The following is a 16,629-nucleotide window of genomic DNA, read 5'->3' on the forward strand; positions in this document are numbered from 1 at the left end:
TTTTACTCCTTATTTTTGTGTGATTTTCAAAAATGCTGCTAAATTTGGATCTTTTTCATTTTTACAAAGATCAAGCATTTTTAACATCTTTTCATAATCTCTTGGCATGACTTTAAAAAAGTCTTTTTTATCGAATTTTTCTAAGATATCTTTAGCCTTTTTAGAATCTGTATAAGCGATATGTTTTTCTATCACGGCTTTTAATTCTTTTTCATCCTTGGCATTAAGATCTTTAATATCCACAAGCTCGGTATTTACATGAGCTTCATTGTGTCTTCCAAAGATATAAACAACGCCCCCACTCATACCAGCAGCGAAATTCGCACCCACATCTCCAAGAACTACAACTTTTCCACCTGTCATATATTCACAACCATGCACACCTGTTCCTAAAACCACAGCCAAAGCTCCTGAATTTCTTACACAAAATCTTTCCCCTGCTATACCATCTAAATACACTTCACCTTTTGTAGCTCCGTATAAACAAGCATTTCCTGCGATGATATTTTCTTCAGGTGAAAAAGTGGCTTCATTTGAAATTTTTGCTATGATTTTACCACCACTTAAACCCTTGCCTAAATAATCATTGCTATCGCCTATAATCTCAAGTTTAATGCCCTTTAACAAAAACGCTCCAAAGCTATTGCCTGCATTGCCTATAGCTTTGATATGGATACTATCTTCATCTAAAGCATCTTTTCCATAAGTTTTTAAAATTTCACTTGAAAGCATAGTTGCAAAAGTACGACTTTGATTTCCTACTTCTAAAGAAAGTTTGATAGGCTCTTTTTTCTCCACAGCATTTTTACAAAGTGGTAGTAAAATTCTATAATCAATCGTTTTTTCAAGTTTATTGTCTTTATAATCTTTAAAATGCACAGCGGTTCTATTATAAGTAGGCAAGGATTTTAAAATTTTATCTAAATTTAGCTTTCCTGCTTTACCTTGCACACTTTTTTGGCGGAGTTTATCCACGCGACCTATCATATCATCTAGGCGTTCAAAACCAAGCCTTGCCATGTATTCTCTAAGCTCCTCAGCTATAAAATACATGAAATTAATCACATCATCTACTTTGCCTTTGAAACGATCTCTAAGTTCTGTATCTTGAGTGGCTATACCAAAAGGACAGGTATTTAGATGACAAACTCTCATCATTGTACAACCTAAAACAATCAAAGGCGCGGTTGCAAAACCAAATTCTTCAGCTCCTAAAAGTGCTGCTATGGCTAAATCACGCCCATTCATAAGCTTTCCATCAGTTTCTAATCTTACCCTATCTCTAAGCTTATTTAAGATCAAAGTTTGATGCGTTTCAGCTAAGCCTAACTCCCAAGGAATTCCAGCATGCGGTATAGAAGTTCTAGGACTTGCACCCGTACCTCCATCATAACCTGAAACAAGGATTAAATTCGCGCCTGCCTTAGCCACACCTGCAGCAACCGTTCCTATGCCATTTTCGCTTACAAGTTTTACTGAAATTTTAGCGTCTTTGTTCGCATGTTTTAAATCATAAATGAGTTGGGCCAAATCCTCAATAGAATAAATATCATGATGAGGAGGTGGGGAAATAAGCGTCACACCTGCAGTAGAATGTCTAGCCTTAGCTATCCAAGGATAGACTTTAAAGCCCATTAATTGTCCGCCCTCACCTGGTTTTGCACCTTGAGCGACTTTGATTTGAATTTCTTTTGCATGACTTAAGTAGTTTAAATCCACGCCAAAACGCCCACTTGCTACTTGCTTAATGGCTGAGTTTTTATCCACACCCTCTTTGATTTCATAGCGTTCTTCATCCTCACCACCTTCACCTGAATTTGATTTAGCACCTATTTTATTCATAGCCTGTGCTAAACACTCGTGTGCTTCTTTAGAAATAGAACCATAACTCATCGCCCCTGTTCTAAAGCGTTTAACTATACTTTCTACACTTTCAACCTTATCTATACTGATAGCTTCACTAAAATCAAATTCCATCAAAGAACGCAAATTAACTTGTTTTTCATCTACTAAAGCCGAGTATTTTTTAAAGCTTTTATAGTCTTTGTTGCGACAGGCTTGCTGAAGATTAAAAATCACAAGCGGATCGATTAAATGTTCTTCTTTAGCACTTCTAAAACCATGAATTCCTTTAGAATCTAAAGCCTTATGTGTATCGTTAAAAGCATGTTTGTGTAAAGCAATGAGTTCTTTTTCAAAATCTTCTAAATCCATACCTTCAATGCGTGAAGTTGTAGAAGTGAAGTATTTATCAATCACCTTAGAGCTTAAGCCCAGACATTCAAAAAGTGCAGAGCCATTATAACTTTGCAAGGTAGAAACCCCCATTTTAGAAGCAATTTTGACTATACCACTTGAACTTGCCTTGATGAAATTTTCTACCGCCTTTTCATAACTTAAATTTAAATCTTTATTGGCAATGAGTTTTTGTATACTCTCATAAACCAAATAAGGATTAATAACAGTCGCACCATAACCTAAAAGACATGCAAAATGATGAATTTCTCTAGGTTCACCACTTTCGATGATAAGACTTGTATGTGTTCTTAAATTTTTTCTTACTAGATGATTATGCACTCCAGAAACAGCAAGCAAAGCAGGGATATAAGCGTTTTTTTCATCCACTCCTTTATCGCTTAAAATGATAATAGAAACACCTTTTTTAACCTCATCTTCTATCTTAACGCAAAGTTCATCTAAAGCCTTTTCTAAAGTTTTTTTAGAATAATCATAAAGTATAGAAAATTCTTTAACTTGAAATTTATTTAAAGCCTTAACTTCAAAAAGTTCTTCATTGCTTATCACAGGCAAGGCTATTTTTACGCGTTTTGCATTGTTTTCATCGGGTTTTAATAAATTGCCTTCGCTTCCTAGATAAATCCTTGTAGAAGTAACGATCTCTTCTCTTATGGCATCAAGAGGAGGATTAGTTACTTGTGCAAAAAGTTGTTTAAAATAATTATACAAAGGTTGATAAGTTTTAGAAAGTATAGCCAAAGGAGTATCTACACCCATAGCTGCTATAGCTTCTTTACCATTTTGAGCCATAGCAGCCACACTCATTTTAAGCTCATCATAACTCCAACCAAAAGCTTTTTGGAGTTTTAAAACCTCATCTTCTTTTAAAAACTGATGTTTATAAACTCCGCTTTTTTGTTTTTCAAGTTCAACTAAATTTTTAAGCCATTTTTTATAAGGCTTAGCATTAGCATAATGCTCTTTGATTTCATTATCAGCTATAACCCTACCTCTTGCTGTATCAACGAGTAAAAGTTTTCCAGGTTCTAAGCGTTTTTTGGCTTTGATATTTTTTTCATCAAGTTTTAATGCCCCTGTTTCACTTGAAAGTATGAGCATATCATCTTTTGTAAGATAATACCTTGAAGGACGAAAACCATTTCTATCCAAACTCGCCCCCATAATCACTCCATCAGTAAAAACTATAGCAGCAGGCCCATCCCAAGGCTCCATCAATAAAGAATGATATTCATAAAAAGCACGCTTTTTGCTTTCCATATTTTCATTTTTGTGCCAAGGTTCTGGCACCATCATCATAAAAGCTTCTTCTAAAGTACGACCATTTAGAGCTAAAAATTCTAAAGTATTATCAAACATTGCAGAATCACTGCTAGGCTTAGCTATGATAGGAAAAATTTCATCTAAATTTTCAAAATACTCACTTTGCATCAAGCCTTCTCTAGCTCTTATGCTATCAACATTTCCGCGTATGGTATTAATCTCTCCATTATGCACCATATAACGGTTTGGATGGGCTCTTTCCCAACTTGGGAAGGTATTAGTCGAAAAGCGAGAATGCACCAAAGCGATGGCTGATTTCATATTGACATCTTTAAAATCAAGATAAAAATCGCTCAATTGAGTTGAAAGAAGCATTCCTTTATAAACTATGGTGCGTGAAGAAAAACTTGAAAAATAAAATTTTGGCACATTAATAGCTCTTTTTTCTATAAGTCGACGCGTACTATAAAGCACTCTTTCAAACTCAAGTCCTGCACTTATTTTACTTGGTTTTTTCACAAAGGCTTGTAAAAAATAAGGCATAGCTTTTAAAGCACTTGCACCTATATCACTAGGATTAAAAGGCACTTCTCTAAAACCTAAAAATTCAAGTTTTTTATCCTTTAAACCTTGTAAAAATATTTCTTTTGCTTCTTCTTTTGCATCAGTATTGGGTGATAAAAACATCTGTGCTACAGCATAATCACCCTTTTTAGGAAGTTCAAAACCCAATTCTTGAGTTTTAAAAAAATCATGTGGAATTTGGATTAAAATCCCTGCCCCATCACCTGAATTTTCTTCAGCTCCTGCACCACCTCGGTGTTCAAGATTCATCAAAATTTCTAAAGCATCACAAATAACCTTATAAGAAGCAATACCGCGTATATTAGCAACTGCAGCGATACCACAGGCATCGTGTTCGTTCTTTGGGTGATATAAACCTATGCTTTGATTATTTTCTAGGATATTTTCTAAATCCATTTTGCTCTCCTTATAAGACTGATTTAAATTTTGTTAGCTTTATAAGGATTATAGCATACATTTTTTTAAAATCGATATAATTTTTATCTTAAAAATAAATAAATTAAAAAATATTTTGATAGATTTGCAAAAATTATAAAAACATGGCGATAATACTACCCAAAATCAATAATGGACCATTATAAAAAATAAAAGTTGGTATGCAAGTATCTTTAATGTGATCGTGTTGTTTATCAGCATTTAATCCTACAGTAGTTCCCATGGTTGTTTCACTGGCTGGACTTCCTGCATCTCCTAAAGCTCCTGCTACTCCTAAGATAAATATAATAAGTGCTGTACTAAAACCAAGTTCCAAACAAATAGGACAAAAAAGCGTAGCTATGATAGGTATAGTTCCAAAAGAAGTACCTATACCCATAGTGATGATAAGTCCTATTAAAAGCATGAAAAATACTGCTAAAAATTTACTTTGCTCCATCCAAGGAACGACTGAATTTACAAGATCTACTACTGATCCACTTTCTTTTAAAACTTCTCCATATCCTGCAGCAACAAGGATAACAAAAGCTATAAAACCCATCATTTTAAGCCCATCATCAAAAACTTCATTGACTTTTGAAAATTCAACTCCACCCAAAATAACCATTAAAACAAAACCCAAAAGCCCTGATAAAGGTAAATTCATAGTCAAAATTTGCAAAATTAAAGTTAAAACAAGCCCAGCTAAAACACCCCATTCTTTACGCGTCATTTCAAGATTTTCTAAATCCACTTTAGCAATTTCTACTTCTTGATACTCTCTTGACTTACGATAAAACACAAAAAGCGCTAGAAAAAGTCCTGCTATCATACAAATAGCAGCGAAATACATAGTATTTGTAACATCATTTAAAAATACACTTACATTATTTGCATTTAAATTATCTTTTAAAAGATCTTGAAAAGTAAGTCCAAAGCCTACTGGCAAAACCATATAAGGCGTAGTAAGTCCAAAAGTTAAAGCACAAGCAACCGCTCTACGATCGATTTTAAGTTTATTAAAAAGACTTAAAAGAGGTGGAATCAACAAAGGTATAAAAGCCACATGAATAGGAATTAAATTTTGAGAAAAACAAGAAATCAAAGCTATAGACAAAAGCAATAAATATTTTTTATGAGATATAAAATGACTTACTATCTTAATCAAATATGCAGTTAAATTTGTCTTTGAAATCGCTGCGGCAATGGCCCCTAAAAGTATATAGCTAAGAGCTGTTTTTAAATTTTCTTTCATTCCGCTTATAAGTATATTCATAGTATCTACGAGTTCAAGATGAGAAAATACACCTGCAACAAGAGCTGAGATCAAAAGACTCAAAAGTACATTAAAACGAAACAAACAAAGTAAAGTCATCAAAACAACACTGATAATGATAGGATTAGTAAGTAAAGTCAAAATTATTCCTTAAATAATTTTAAAAATTTAATTGTAGAAAAAACTTAGTTAAAATGTAATAAAACTCGAACATATAATGATTTTATTTTAATATGCAAAATTATAAAAATAATTAATTTTTTTAATCAAAAAGATTAATATAATCAATTATTTAAATTCCTAAAATTTATAATAAAATAAAAAAATCATAAAAATATAAGGATATTTCAATGAAACAAAATAATCAAAAAGAAGATCGCAGAAATTTCTTAAAAAATATAGGATTTGGTTTGCTTGGCATCAGTGTATTGTCAAATTTTTCTTTTGAGAATTTTTTAGGAAGTAAGGCTTTGGCAAAAGAATTGCCTGATTTTAAAATAGAAGGTAAAAAAGATCTTATCTACCATGGCGAAAAACCATTAACAGCAGAAACTGAAATTTATGCTCTTGATTCTGATTTTACCAAACCTGAAAATTTCTTTGTTAGAAATAATGGCTTACCACCAAGCCTAGAAACGATAAAAGAAAGACTTCACAAAGGTTGGACTTTAGAGATCGATGGAGAAAGCATTATCAATAAAAAATCTTACACCATAGAAGATTTAAAAAAGAAATTTAAAACCTATACTTATGCCTTAACAGTTGAATGCGGTGGAAATGGTAGATCCGAAGTTATACCTAGCACAAAAGGAACTCAATGGGGTTATGGTGCAGTAGCTTGCGGTAGATGGACAGGAGTGCGTTTAAAAGATATTTTAAAAGATTGTGGCATCAAAAATGATGCGGTTTATATCGGATATTATGGCATAGATACAAAATTAAATGGTGAAGAAACTTCACCTATTAGTAGAGGAGTTCCTATTTCTAAAGCTTTACAAGATGAAACTCTAATAGCTTGGGCTTATGAAGGCAAAGATATTCCTTTAGTCAATGGCTATCCACTTAGACTTGTTTGTGGTGGTTACCCTGCAAGTACAAGCGGTAAATGGCTTTATAAAATTTCAGTAAGAAATAAAATTCATGATGGTGAAAAAATGGAAGGTTCTTATAAAGTTCCTGTAAATCCGGTAAAACCAGGAGATTTTAACTATAAAGGCGAGATGAAAATCATAGAATCAATGCCTATAAGATCTGTAATTACTAATATCAAAAATGGTTCTGAAATAAAAGCAAATAAAAAATTTGAAGTTAGAGGTAAAGCTTGGGCTGGAGAACTTGAAGTTAGTGAAGTTTATATAAGCAATGATTATGGCGTAACATGGACTAAAGCAAAGGTAGAAAAACCATTAAATAGATTAGCATGGCAAAAATGGAGTGCTCAAATATCAATACCAACAAAAGGATATTATGAAATTTGGGCAAGAGCTATCGATAGTCAAGGTAACAGTCAACCTATGGTTTTAGCACAGTGGAATCCAGGAGGATATATCAATAATGCATGCCATAGAGTTAATGTTTATGGAGTTTAAGTATGAAAAAAATTATATTGATCTTAGCATTGTTTTTAAGTGCAAGTTGGGCTCAAAATCTTGAAATTAACCCTGATACAGGATTGATTATCGATCCTGATTCACCTTTAGTGGAAGCAAATTGTTTAGCTTGTCATGGATCCAATCTCATTACCAACATGCATGCAAGTAGAAAAGCTTGGTTAGCAGCTATAAGATGGATGCAAGATAGTGAAGGACTTTGGGAAATAGAACCTGAAGATGAAGAAAAAATTTTAAATTATCTTGAAAAATATTATGGAGAAAAATACGATACAAGAAGAAGAATTCCTCTAGCTATACTCTTACAAAACAAAACTCATTGAAGAAATGATTTCTTCAATGATAAATTTACACATCCAAATGCTTTACATCTTTAGCGTGTGCTTGGATATAATCGCGTCTTGGTTCAACCTCATCACCCATAAAGAGATTAAAGGTATCATTTGCACTTTGTGCATCTTCAATAGTGATTTTTAAAAGTCTTCTTACGCTTGGATCCATTGTGGTTTCCCAAAGTTGCTCAGGATTCATTTCCCCTAAACCTTTATAGCGTTGTATAGTAGCACCTTTTTTAGCATTGGTTTCAACATCTTCAAGAACTTCTAAAATATCTTTATCAAATTCCAAGCCTCTATCTTTAATCTTATCAAAAATATAACTTGCTTCTTCATATAGTGGATGAGTGAAAAGTTCTTCATTGATCACAAGTTCTTCTAAGCCATTTTGAGTTTGAACGAAAGCTCGAATTTCATTTTCGTTGATATAATGATTTAAGATATTGTGTCCTTGTGTTTCTAAAAATTGTTTGATTACACTAAATAATTCTTCATTATTTCCTTTAACTAAATTTGAATTTTCTATCATATAGCGTATCACAGAAATCACATTAAAACGCTTTTCAAGATCTTTTAAAATCGCACGATAAGCTGCAACGATTTTTAAATAATCTTTTAAATCATTCATTCCTATACCTTCATAGTTTAAACCTTCTATTCCTGTTTCTATCAGGTATTCGCTCAAAGCTTTTTCATCTTTTAAATAAATTTGCTTTTTAGCTTTTTTATAAAGATATAAAGGTGGTTGTGCTAGATAAATATGTCCATTTGCTACAAGTTCATTCATAAAACGGAAGAAGAAAGTTAAAAGCAAGGTTTGTATATGTGATCCATCAACATCCGCATCTGTCATGATAATGATTTTATGATATCTAAGTTTTGAAAGATCAAAATCTTCACCTATACCACAGCCAAAAGCGGTAATCATATTTTGAATTTGCTCAGATTTTAAAATTTTATCTAGTCTTGCTTTTTCAACATTTAAAATTTTACCACGCAAAGGCAGTATAGCTTGGAAAGATCTTTCTCTACCTTGTTTTGCAGAACCTCCTGCAGAATCCCCTTCCACAAGATAAATTTCACTTTCACTTGGATCTTTACTTTGACAATCAGCCAATTTCCCTGGTAAAGTTCCTACGCTTAAACTTTCTTTTTTGCGCGTTAATTCTCTAGCTTTTTTCGCTGCTTCTCTTCCTCTAGCTGCCATTAAAGCTTTATTCATTATAGCTTTAGCTTCGATAGGATTTTCTTCAAAATATTTAGTCAAATACTCAAAACTTGCTTTTGAAACTATAGGACGCACATAAGTTGAACCAAGTTTTCCTTTGGTTTGTCCTTCAAATTGTGGTTCAGGCACCTTTACACTCACAATAGCGATCAAACCTTCACGCACATCATCACCCGTGATTTTATTATCCTTTTCTCTAGCACTTGCATTTGCTTCTATATAGTTACTTATCACACGAGTTAAACCCATTCTAAAACCAGCTTCGTGTGTTCCACCATCTGGAGTTTTGATATTATTTACAAAAGAGAGTAAATTTTCACTATAAGTATCATTGTAAAGCAAAGCTACTTCAACATTCACATCTTCTTCATCTACACTAAAGAAAATTGCTTTAGTTAAAGCTTCTTTTTTATTTAAGTCTGTAACAAACTGAGAAATTCCACCTTCAAAGTGAAAACTTTCATGTTTGCCTACGCGGTTATCTTTAAAATTTATAGTGATTTTTGGATTTAAGTATGCAAGTTCACGAAATCTTTTAGCCAAAATTTCATAATCAAATTCAGTCACTTCAAAAATTTGATCATCAGGCCAAAATTCTATAGTTGTTCCTGTTTTTTTACTTTTTCCTATCACACCAAATTCACTGATAACTTTACCTTCTGAAAATTCTTGACGATAAATTTCTCCATTTCTTTCAACTGTAGCTACAAGTTTTTTAGAGAGTGCATTTACAACCGAAACCCCAACACCGTGCAAACCGCCTGAAACTTTATAAGTATCTTTATCGAATTTTCCCCCTGCATGTAGGACAGTTAAAACAACAGTTAAAGTTGGCATATTTTCAGTTGGGTGCATATCAACAGGAATACCACGACCATTATCACTAACTATACAGCTTCCTTCAGTAGTGATTTCTACATCTATAATATCACAATGTCCTGCCATAGCTTCATCGATAGAATTATCCACAACTTCATAAATCATATGATGAAGTCCGCCTATGTTTGTATCTCCTATATACATACCTGGGCGTTTTCTAACAGCTTCTAGGCCTTTTAGGACTTTAATATTACTCGCACCGTAATTTTCTTGCATATTTTTCCTTTATCTTTTACTTGTTTTATTACAAAATCATAGGCATGATAATCATTGATAGTCCTTGGGATTTGACTATAAATGCTGAATTAGGTTCATTTACACTTAAAGTGAATTTTTCTTCTTCTATAGAAGTTAAGAAATCAAGTAAATATTTGATTTTTATAGTAAGATTAAATTCTTCACTTACTCCTGTTTGAATTTCAAGTTCTGTTTTTGCTTCCATATTGTCTAAACTTATACCTTCAAAGATGATTTTATCTTTGTTAAAATGAAGTTTCATTTTTTCAGTTACAACGCTGATTTTTTTAAGACTATCTATAAAATCTTCAGTTGAAAAACTGAGTTCTTGTTTGAAAGTTTTTGGTATAACTTTTTCATAATCTGGAAATTTATCATTGATAAGTTTTGTAAAGAATTCAAAATTTTCATTTTTAGCGATAAGCATATTTTGATCATAAAAAATTTCTATTTTTTCATAGAAAAGTTTTTGCATTTCCATAATAGCTTTTTTAGGGATACTAAAACTAAATTCTTGATTATTTGCTTTTTCTAAAGTATAGATTGCAAGGCGTTTTGTATCAGTTCCTACGAAGTTAATTTTATCTGTTTTTATATCTAAAAATGCACCATTTAAGGAGTATTTTGGGTTGTTTGTATCAATACTTGGTAATATCTTTTTAAGAGAACGACTTAAGTCACTTGAATCAATGTCAAATTGGTTTTTTCCTTCTGTATTTGGAAAATTTGGAAAATCTTCATGATTAAACATAGGAAGTTTGTATTTTGTGCTTTTTTGTCTTATAAATAAAAAATTATCAATGGTTTCTAAAACAACTTCTTCATTGTTTAAGCTTTTAATAACATCTGCAATACTTTTTGCGTTTGCAGTAGCAAAACCACTTGATTCTACGCGGATTTTTTTTATTTTATAGTTGATACCTATTTCATAATCACTAGCTCTAATAAGAAGTTTATCTTCATCAGCATGAAAAAAAAGATGAGAAGTAATGGTGCTTGAGTCTTTTTTTTCTACATAAGCATTACATAAAATCACTGCAGATTCTAAAGTATTTTTATTGATACTTAACTTCATTTTTTCTCCTTGGTTTATTTTAATTTTAAATTCGTTGTAATAATAAGCTTGTTGAAATTGTGAAATTCTTCAAAGCAAAATAATCAAATTTGTATTTTATCATACTTTGCTTAATTTCTTTTTTTCACACTCTAGAATTTATTTTTCACATCCTTTCACTTAACTTTGACTTTTAACAAGAATTTTGTTTTTAAGTTCTTCGATTTTTGCTTTTAAAGAACCATCATTTTCTATCATTTCTGTGATTTTTTTAACATTATGTGAAATAGCTGTATGATCTTTCATTTCAAAATAATTCGCAAGTTGTGGCATAGTCAAAGCCGTAAGTGCCCTAGCTAGGTAAATCACAATGCGTCTTGCTGTGACTATATTTTGAGTTTTTTTATTGGATTTCACATCGCTTGGTTTGATGTTAAATTCTTTACATACCAAAGATAAAATGTCATCTATAGTGATATTTTCTTTCTTTTCTTTGATATGATCTTTCATCACACTTTTGGCAAGTTCGAGTGTGATTTCTTGTCCTAGTATGGTTGCATAAGCATTTAAACTTATGATGATACCTTCGATTTCTCTTATATTATCCCCTAAAGAAGTAGCGATATAGTTTATAATATCATTAGAAAGATTGATATCGTTAAATTCACATTTTTTTCTTATGATGGCTATTTTTGTATCTAGTTGAGGTGGAGTTATATCAGCTATGATCCCATGTGCAAAACGACTTTTTAAGCGTTCGGTTATACCTTTTAGCATGTTGGGTGGATTGTCTGAAGTCATGATGATTTGTCCATCGTTATTTTTGATTTCATTAAATATAAAGAAAAATTCTTCTTGAATTTTATCGGTTTTTCCTAAAAACTGCACATCATCTATAAGTAAAACATCGCAGTTTCTATATTTTTCATGAAATTTATCTAAAGAGCCATTTTTTAAATTTGAAGTAAAATCATTGATAAAATTTTCACTGGTAGCGTAAATAACTTTTTTTCCCATTTCTAAGCTTGCATTTCCAACTGCTTGAAGTAAATGTGTTTTTCCAAGTCCTGTAGGCCCATAAACAAAGATAGGATTATAAAGTTTTCCAAGCTTGTCTTTATGTGCTATGGCTTTACATGCTCCATAAGCGTATTTGTTAGAATCCCCTACAACAAAACTTTCAAAAGTAAAAGAAGGATTTAAAATTGTGCTTTGTGCTTTTATATGAGCTATGTCGATTTTTGTGCTTTTGTTACTTTGTTTAGCACTTTGTGCTTGTATATTTATGATGGCTTTATTTCCACTTTGCACTTCATAAAAATGTGCGATTTTTTTACCGTATTTTGTTTGTATGAATTTAGCCATGAGTTCATTTGGAGCGTTAAAAACTAAAAGATCTGCTTTGCTTTGTTTTTCGTTGAATTTTAAATTTGATAAATAGTTTTCGTATTCGTTTTCGTTTAATTCTTTTTTTAAATTTTCAAGTATTTGGCTTGGATTCATAATCTCTCTTTAAATTTTGCATAATGTATAAATTTTATCTTAAATTTTATAAAAAAAGGTTAAAATCCGCTTTCGTATTTTATTTTTCAAAAGGTATGAATTTGAAAATTTTAGGTATAGATCCAGGTTCGAGAAATTGTGGTTATGCTATCATAGAAGCCAACAAAGGAAAAAACATTCTCATAGAAGCAGGACTTATAAAGATAAAGCCAAGCACCTTACAGTATCAAATCACAGAGCTTTGTGAGGGTTTGGACTTGATTTTTAAAAATCATTCTTTTGATGAGGTGGCTATAGAAGATATCTTTTTTGCTTACAATCCAAAAACCGTTTTAAAACTCGCACAATTTCGCGGAGCCCTATCTTTAAAAATTCTTCAAATTCATGGAGATTTTGCAGAATACACTCCCTTACAAGTAAAAAAAGCCGTTACAGGAAAAGCCAAAGCAACTAAAGAACAAGTTGCTTTTATGGTAAAAAGGCTTTTAGGACTTAGTAAAGATATCAAGCCTTTAGACATCACAGATGCTATCGCAGTGGCTTTAACTCATGCGGCAAATTTAAGAGTTAGGGTGTGATTTTGGTAATTTTTATTACACAAAAGCCCAAAGCTTCATAAACTCCCAAAATACCTTTAAATTTTTTCTATAAATTTTTAAAAAATTCATAAAAAATTTCAAAAGTTGGAACAGAACTTGCTTGTAAACTTCACATAAACGCAAAAGTTTTTTAAAGCCAAAGCGTTAAATTTTTTAAAGCAATATTTTATAAAGGATTTAAGATGATGAGATCACTTTGGTCTGGCGTAAGCGGACTACAAGCACATCAAGTTGCGATGGATGTTGAAGGTAATAACATTTCAAATGTTAATACCACTGGTTTTAAATACTCCCGTGCAGATTTTGGGACTATGTTTAGCCAAACTGTGAAAATCGCTACAGCTCCAACTGATGGAAGAGGCGGATCTAATCCACTTCAAATCGGTCTTGGCGTTTCAGTAAGTTCTACAACTAGAATTCATTCTCAAGGTTCAGTTCAAACCACAGATAAAAACACTGATGTTGCTATAAATGGTGATGGTTTTTTTATGGTGAGTGATGATGGTGGTCTTACAAACTATCTTACAAGGAGCGGGGATTTTAAACTTGATGCTTATGGAAATTTTGTTAATAATGCAGGTTTTGTTGTCCAAGGGTGGAATATCAACTGGGATACTCAAAGTATAGATAGCTCAAGAACTCCGCAAAATATTTTTATCGATCCAGGTATGCATATCCCTGCAGCGCAATCCACAGAAGTAGCCATCAAAGCGAATTTAAATAGTGGTTTAAATATAGGAACAGCTAAAACTCCTATATATGGACTTGATTCTGTTCATGGATATAACAAAAAAGATGGAACAGCAAAAAATGAAAATGATACAGGAATCACTCAGTTTTACACGACTTCCAAAAATTCTATAGAAGTGACGGAAAAGGGTGTGGATGCGGGATCACTTTTTAATGCTAATGGCACAGGATTAAATCTTAGAGATGGACAAGGGATTTGGGTATCTTATGCAGATGCTAAGTTTAGTACAGCTGGAGAAGGAGTTCAAGCAAATCAAGGTAATAATGGTGTTTTTGATCCTAATCAAAAAGTTCTGCAAGATAGAGTTATATTTTGGGGACATGAGCAAAAACCTACAACTTTGGATATTACTTTAAATGGAGTTCATATACAGAATAATTCTATAAAAAGTTTAGATGAAGCTATAGCTTATATCAATACCTTTACTGCACCAACGGATACAAGGGATGGAACAGGAGTAAAAGCGGTAAAAAAAGCAGATGGTAGTGGGATTGATTTTATCAATGATAATGCTGATGGCACTACAGATAACATGAAAAATATAGATTTACAAGTAAATCCTCAAAATTCAGCTGGAGAATTAGTAAGAGTAAGAGTTACTAACACCAATCCTCCTGATTTTGATTGGCAAAATACTCAACTTAGACCTGCTGGTAATCCTATAGTGAATGGTGCTGGTAGTGCTTGGATAGCAGGAAATGCTGCTCAAAATCAAAATAGAATACAAATAGTAACAGCACATAAATATATTTATAGTTCAACTCCAGTTGAATTAGATCCTATGTATAATCCAGATGGTGGACCTGTTTTTAATCCTGCAAATCAAAATACTGCTGGTACTGCTGAAAATAATTATATGAATGCCATTCAAGGTTCTTTGTTAAATACAACTCCAAGAACTTTTAGAACCACAGAGGATTTAAGAGAACTTTTACAAAGAGATGCTAGATATGGGGTGGATTATGATGGAAGTGGCGGATTTGAAGCTGATGGTAGAGATGTTAATGAAGGAGTAAAAGTTACAGTGGGTGCAACAGGCGAATTTATAATATCAAATCCAAATGAAATTCCAGCTAGGCCAGGTGTAACACCTCCAGGTGGACAAGATAATAGAAAACCTCATAATATAAGTTTTAATGTAACAGCTTATACTGATACTCAAGGTAAAATTAGTAAAAATGATGCTTTTACAACTATTTTTAAAGGTTTTGATGGAGTTTTAACCGTGGGAAATTCTAATCGCCAAAGCGAACAACTTTTCTTAAGTGCTTTTTCAGCTGGACTTGAAATTTATGATTCCTTAGGTTCAAAACATACTTTAGAAGTACAGTTTGTTAAGCAAAGTACCACTCAAGATGGGGGTAATGAATGGCAAATGATCATCCGTGTACCAGAACCTGCAGAGATTAACACTACAGGCGAAGGACCAAACAATATCATCGTAGGAACAGCAAGATTTAACAACGATGGTTCTTTATCAAACTATACACCAAAAACTATAAATTTCTCACCAAACAATGGTGCCGCACCAAATCAACAAATCAAACTTTCCTTTGGAACAAGTGGAAGCAATGATGGCCTTGTAAGTTCAAATTCTGCTTCAACTCTAACAGGACAGGCAACTGATGGTTATACTTCAGGTAACTTAAAACCTGATGCTATCCGTGTGGATGATAAAGGTAATATCTTAGGTGAATTTACTAATGGCAAAACCTTTGCTGTAGCAAAAATAGCAATGGCTTCAGTGGCAAATAACTCAGGTCTTGAGGAAATTGGTGGAAATCTTTTTAAAGTTACTGCAAATAGTGGTAATATCGTGGTAGGTGAAGCAGGAACAGGAGGTCGTGGTGAGATGAAAACCTCAGCTCTTGAAATGTCAAATGTGGATTTAAGTCGTTCTTTAACAGAGCTTATTATCATTCAAAGAGGTTATCAAGCAAATTCAAAAACCATTTCAACGAGTGATCAAATGCTTCAAACTCTAATCCAGCTTAAACAATAATTTAAGCTTAGTATTCTATAAAATATTGTTTTTTGCTCCCTTAAGGGAGCAAGCCTTGCTTTACAAGCCTATCTTGGTAGTCTTGTAATACTAGGCTTAGGCTTGAACTGCCTTCAATTTATTGCTAACTCACTCTTGCTAGGGGTGAGTTGCAATAAAATTGCATTTTCTTATCTGTATCATAATCGTTTTAAAAACTTATTTTGTTATAATTTTTGCTCGAATTTAAATTTAAGGAAATTTATGCGTTATGGTGAAAAGGAAATCAAAGAATTTGATGTAGAAAATATGGAAATTTGGCCAAATGATGCTAAAAATGACTATATCATTAAAATCACTTTACCTGAATTTATGTGTTGTTGTCCGCGTTCGGGTTATCCTGACTTTGCGACGATTTATCTTGAGTATATGCCTGATAAATTTGTGGTTGAGCTTAAGGCGATAAAACTTTATATCAATACTTTTATGTATAGAAATGTTTCACATGAAGCAAGTATCAATGAAATTTATAATACTTTAAAAGATAAATTAAAACCAAAATGGATTAAAGTTGTGGGGGATTTTAACCCGCGTGGAAATGTACATACGGTGATAGAATGTCGTAGCGATATGGTAGTGCCAAAATAATATTTGAGTA

10 protein-coding genes are annotated in these 16,629 nt (G+C 32.4%); 5 read left to right on the forward strand and 5 right to left on the reverse strand.

What is annotated here, in order from left to right; genetic code table 11:
• Nucleotides 1-9: 9 nt before the first annotated feature.
• A complete protein-coding gene (gene gltB, locus SR62_RS01060; RefSeq protein ID WP_011049568.1) occupies nt 10-4,500 on the reverse strand; it encodes a glutamate synthase large subunit in 4,491 nt (1,496 codons plus the stop codon).
• A gap of 133 nt (nt 4,501-4,633) precedes the next feature.
• Nucleotides 4,634-5,941 (reverse strand): Na+/H+ antiporter family protein, encoded by a 1,308-nt coding sequence (locus SR62_RS01065; protein WP_147502229.1) that lies wholly within the window; start codon nt 5,939-5,941, stop codon nt 4,634-4,636.
• A 203-nt stretch (nt 5,942-6,144) separates the two neighbouring features.
• On the opposite strand from SR62_RS01065, the gene SR62_RS01070 reads away from it, so the two are divergent.
• Entirely contained in the window at nt 6,145-7,383 is a 1,239-nt protein-coding gene (locus SR62_RS01070) for a sulfite oxidase (protein ID WP_002859724.1), read from the forward strand.
• A 2-nt stretch (nt 7,384-7,385) separates the two neighbouring features.
• Entirely contained in the window at nt 7,386-7,727 is a 342-nt protein-coding gene (locus SR62_RS01075; RefSeq protein WP_002853099.1) for a monoheme cytochrome C, read from the forward strand.
• Nucleotides 7,728-7,752: 25 nt separating this feature from the next.
• Here the strand turns inward: SR62_RS01075 and gyrB are convergent, their stop codons facing one another.
• The 3 genes from gyrB to dnaA all read right to left on the reverse strand — a co-directional run bounded on the left by gyrB (nt 7,753) and on the right by dnaA (nt 12,640).
• A complete protein-coding gene (gyrB, locus tag SR62_RS01080) occupies nt 7,753-10,062 on the reverse strand; it encodes a DNA topoisomerase (ATP-hydrolyzing) subunit B (RefSeq protein ID WP_147502230.1) in 2,310 nt (769 codons plus the stop codon).
• A gap of 28 nt (nt 10,063-10,090) precedes the next feature.
• Entirely contained in the window at nt 10,091-11,158 is a 1,068-nt protein-coding gene (gene dnaN, locus SR62_RS01085) for a DNA polymerase III subunit beta (RefSeq protein ID WP_002855594.1), read from the reverse strand.
• Nucleotides 11,159-11,317: 159 nt separating this feature from the next.
• The gene (gene dnaA, locus SR62_RS01090) at nt 11,318-12,640 is read right to left on the reverse strand and encodes a chromosomal replication initiator protein DnaA (protein ID WP_002869878.1); all 1,323 of its coding nucleotides are present in this window, start codon (nt 12,638-12,640) and stop codon (nt 11,318-11,320) included.
• A gap of 95 nt (nt 12,641-12,735) precedes the next feature.
• On the opposite strand from dnaA, the gene ruvC reads away from it, so the two are divergent.
• From ruvC to queF, 3 genes are all read left to right on the forward strand, one after another.
• The gene (gene ruvC, locus SR62_RS01095; protein WP_011050020.1) at nt 12,736-13,218 is read left to right on the forward strand and encodes a crossover junction endodeoxyribonuclease RuvC; all 483 of its coding nucleotides are present in this window, start codon (nt 12,736-12,738) and stop codon (nt 13,216-13,218) included.
• 203 nt (nt 13,219-13,421) lie between these two features.
• Nucleotides 13,422-15,992, forward strand: coding sequence for a flagellar hook protein FlgE (flgE, locus tag SR62_RS01100; RefSeq protein WP_147502231.1), 2,571 nt, complete (start codon nt 13,422-13,424; stop codon nt 15,990-15,992).
• Nucleotides 15,993-16,235: 243 nt separating this feature from the next.
• Nucleotides 16,236-16,619 (forward strand): preQ(1) synthase, encoded by a 384-nt coding sequence (queF, locus tag SR62_RS01105; protein WP_002834281.1) that lies wholly within the window; start codon nt 16,236-16,238, stop codon nt 16,617-16,619.
• Nucleotides 16,620-16,629 lie beyond the last annotated feature (10 nt).

The sequence above is a fragment of the Campylobacter sp. 2014D-0258 genome (genome assembly GCF_008000495.1).
Taxonomy (GTDB): Bacteria; Campylobacterota; Campylobacteria; order Campylobacterales; family Campylobacteraceae; genus Campylobacter_D; species Campylobacter_D jejuni.

Bases quoted from the DNA above. Each gene is read 5' to 3' on its own strand.
- gltB (WP_011049568.1), bottom strand. From the start codon at position 4,500: ATGGATTTAGAAAATATCCTAGAAAATAATCAAAGCATAGGTTTATAT.
- SR62_RS01070 (WP_002859724.1), top strand. From the start codon at position 6,145: ATGAAACAAAATAATCAAAAAGAAGATCGCAGAAATTTCTTAAAAAAT.
- SR62_RS01075 (WP_002853099.1), top strand. From the start codon at position 7,386: ATGAAAAAAATTATATTGATCTTAGCATTGTTTTTAAGTGCAAGTTGG.
- gyrB (WP_147502230.1), bottom strand. From the start codon at position 10,062: ATGCAAGAAAATTACGGTGCGAGTAATATTAAAGTCCTAAAAGGCCTA.
- dnaN (WP_002855594.1), bottom strand. From the start codon at position 11,158: ATGAAGTTAAGTATCAATAAAAATACTTTAGAATCTGCAGTGATTTTA.
- dnaA (WP_002869878.1), bottom strand. From the start codon at position 12,640: ATGAATCCAAGCCAAATACTTGAAAATTTAAAAAAAGAATTAAACGAA.
- ruvC (WP_011050020.1), top strand. From the start codon at position 12,736: ATGAATTTGAAAATTTTAGGTATAGATCCAGGTTCGAGAAATTGTGGT.
- flgE (WP_147502231.1), top strand. From the start codon at position 13,422: ATGATGAGATCACTTTGGTCTGGCGTAAGCGGACTACAAGCACATCAA.
- queF (WP_002834281.1), top strand. From the start codon at position 16,236: ATGCGTTATGGTGAAAAGGAAATCAAAGAATTTGATGTAGAAAATATG.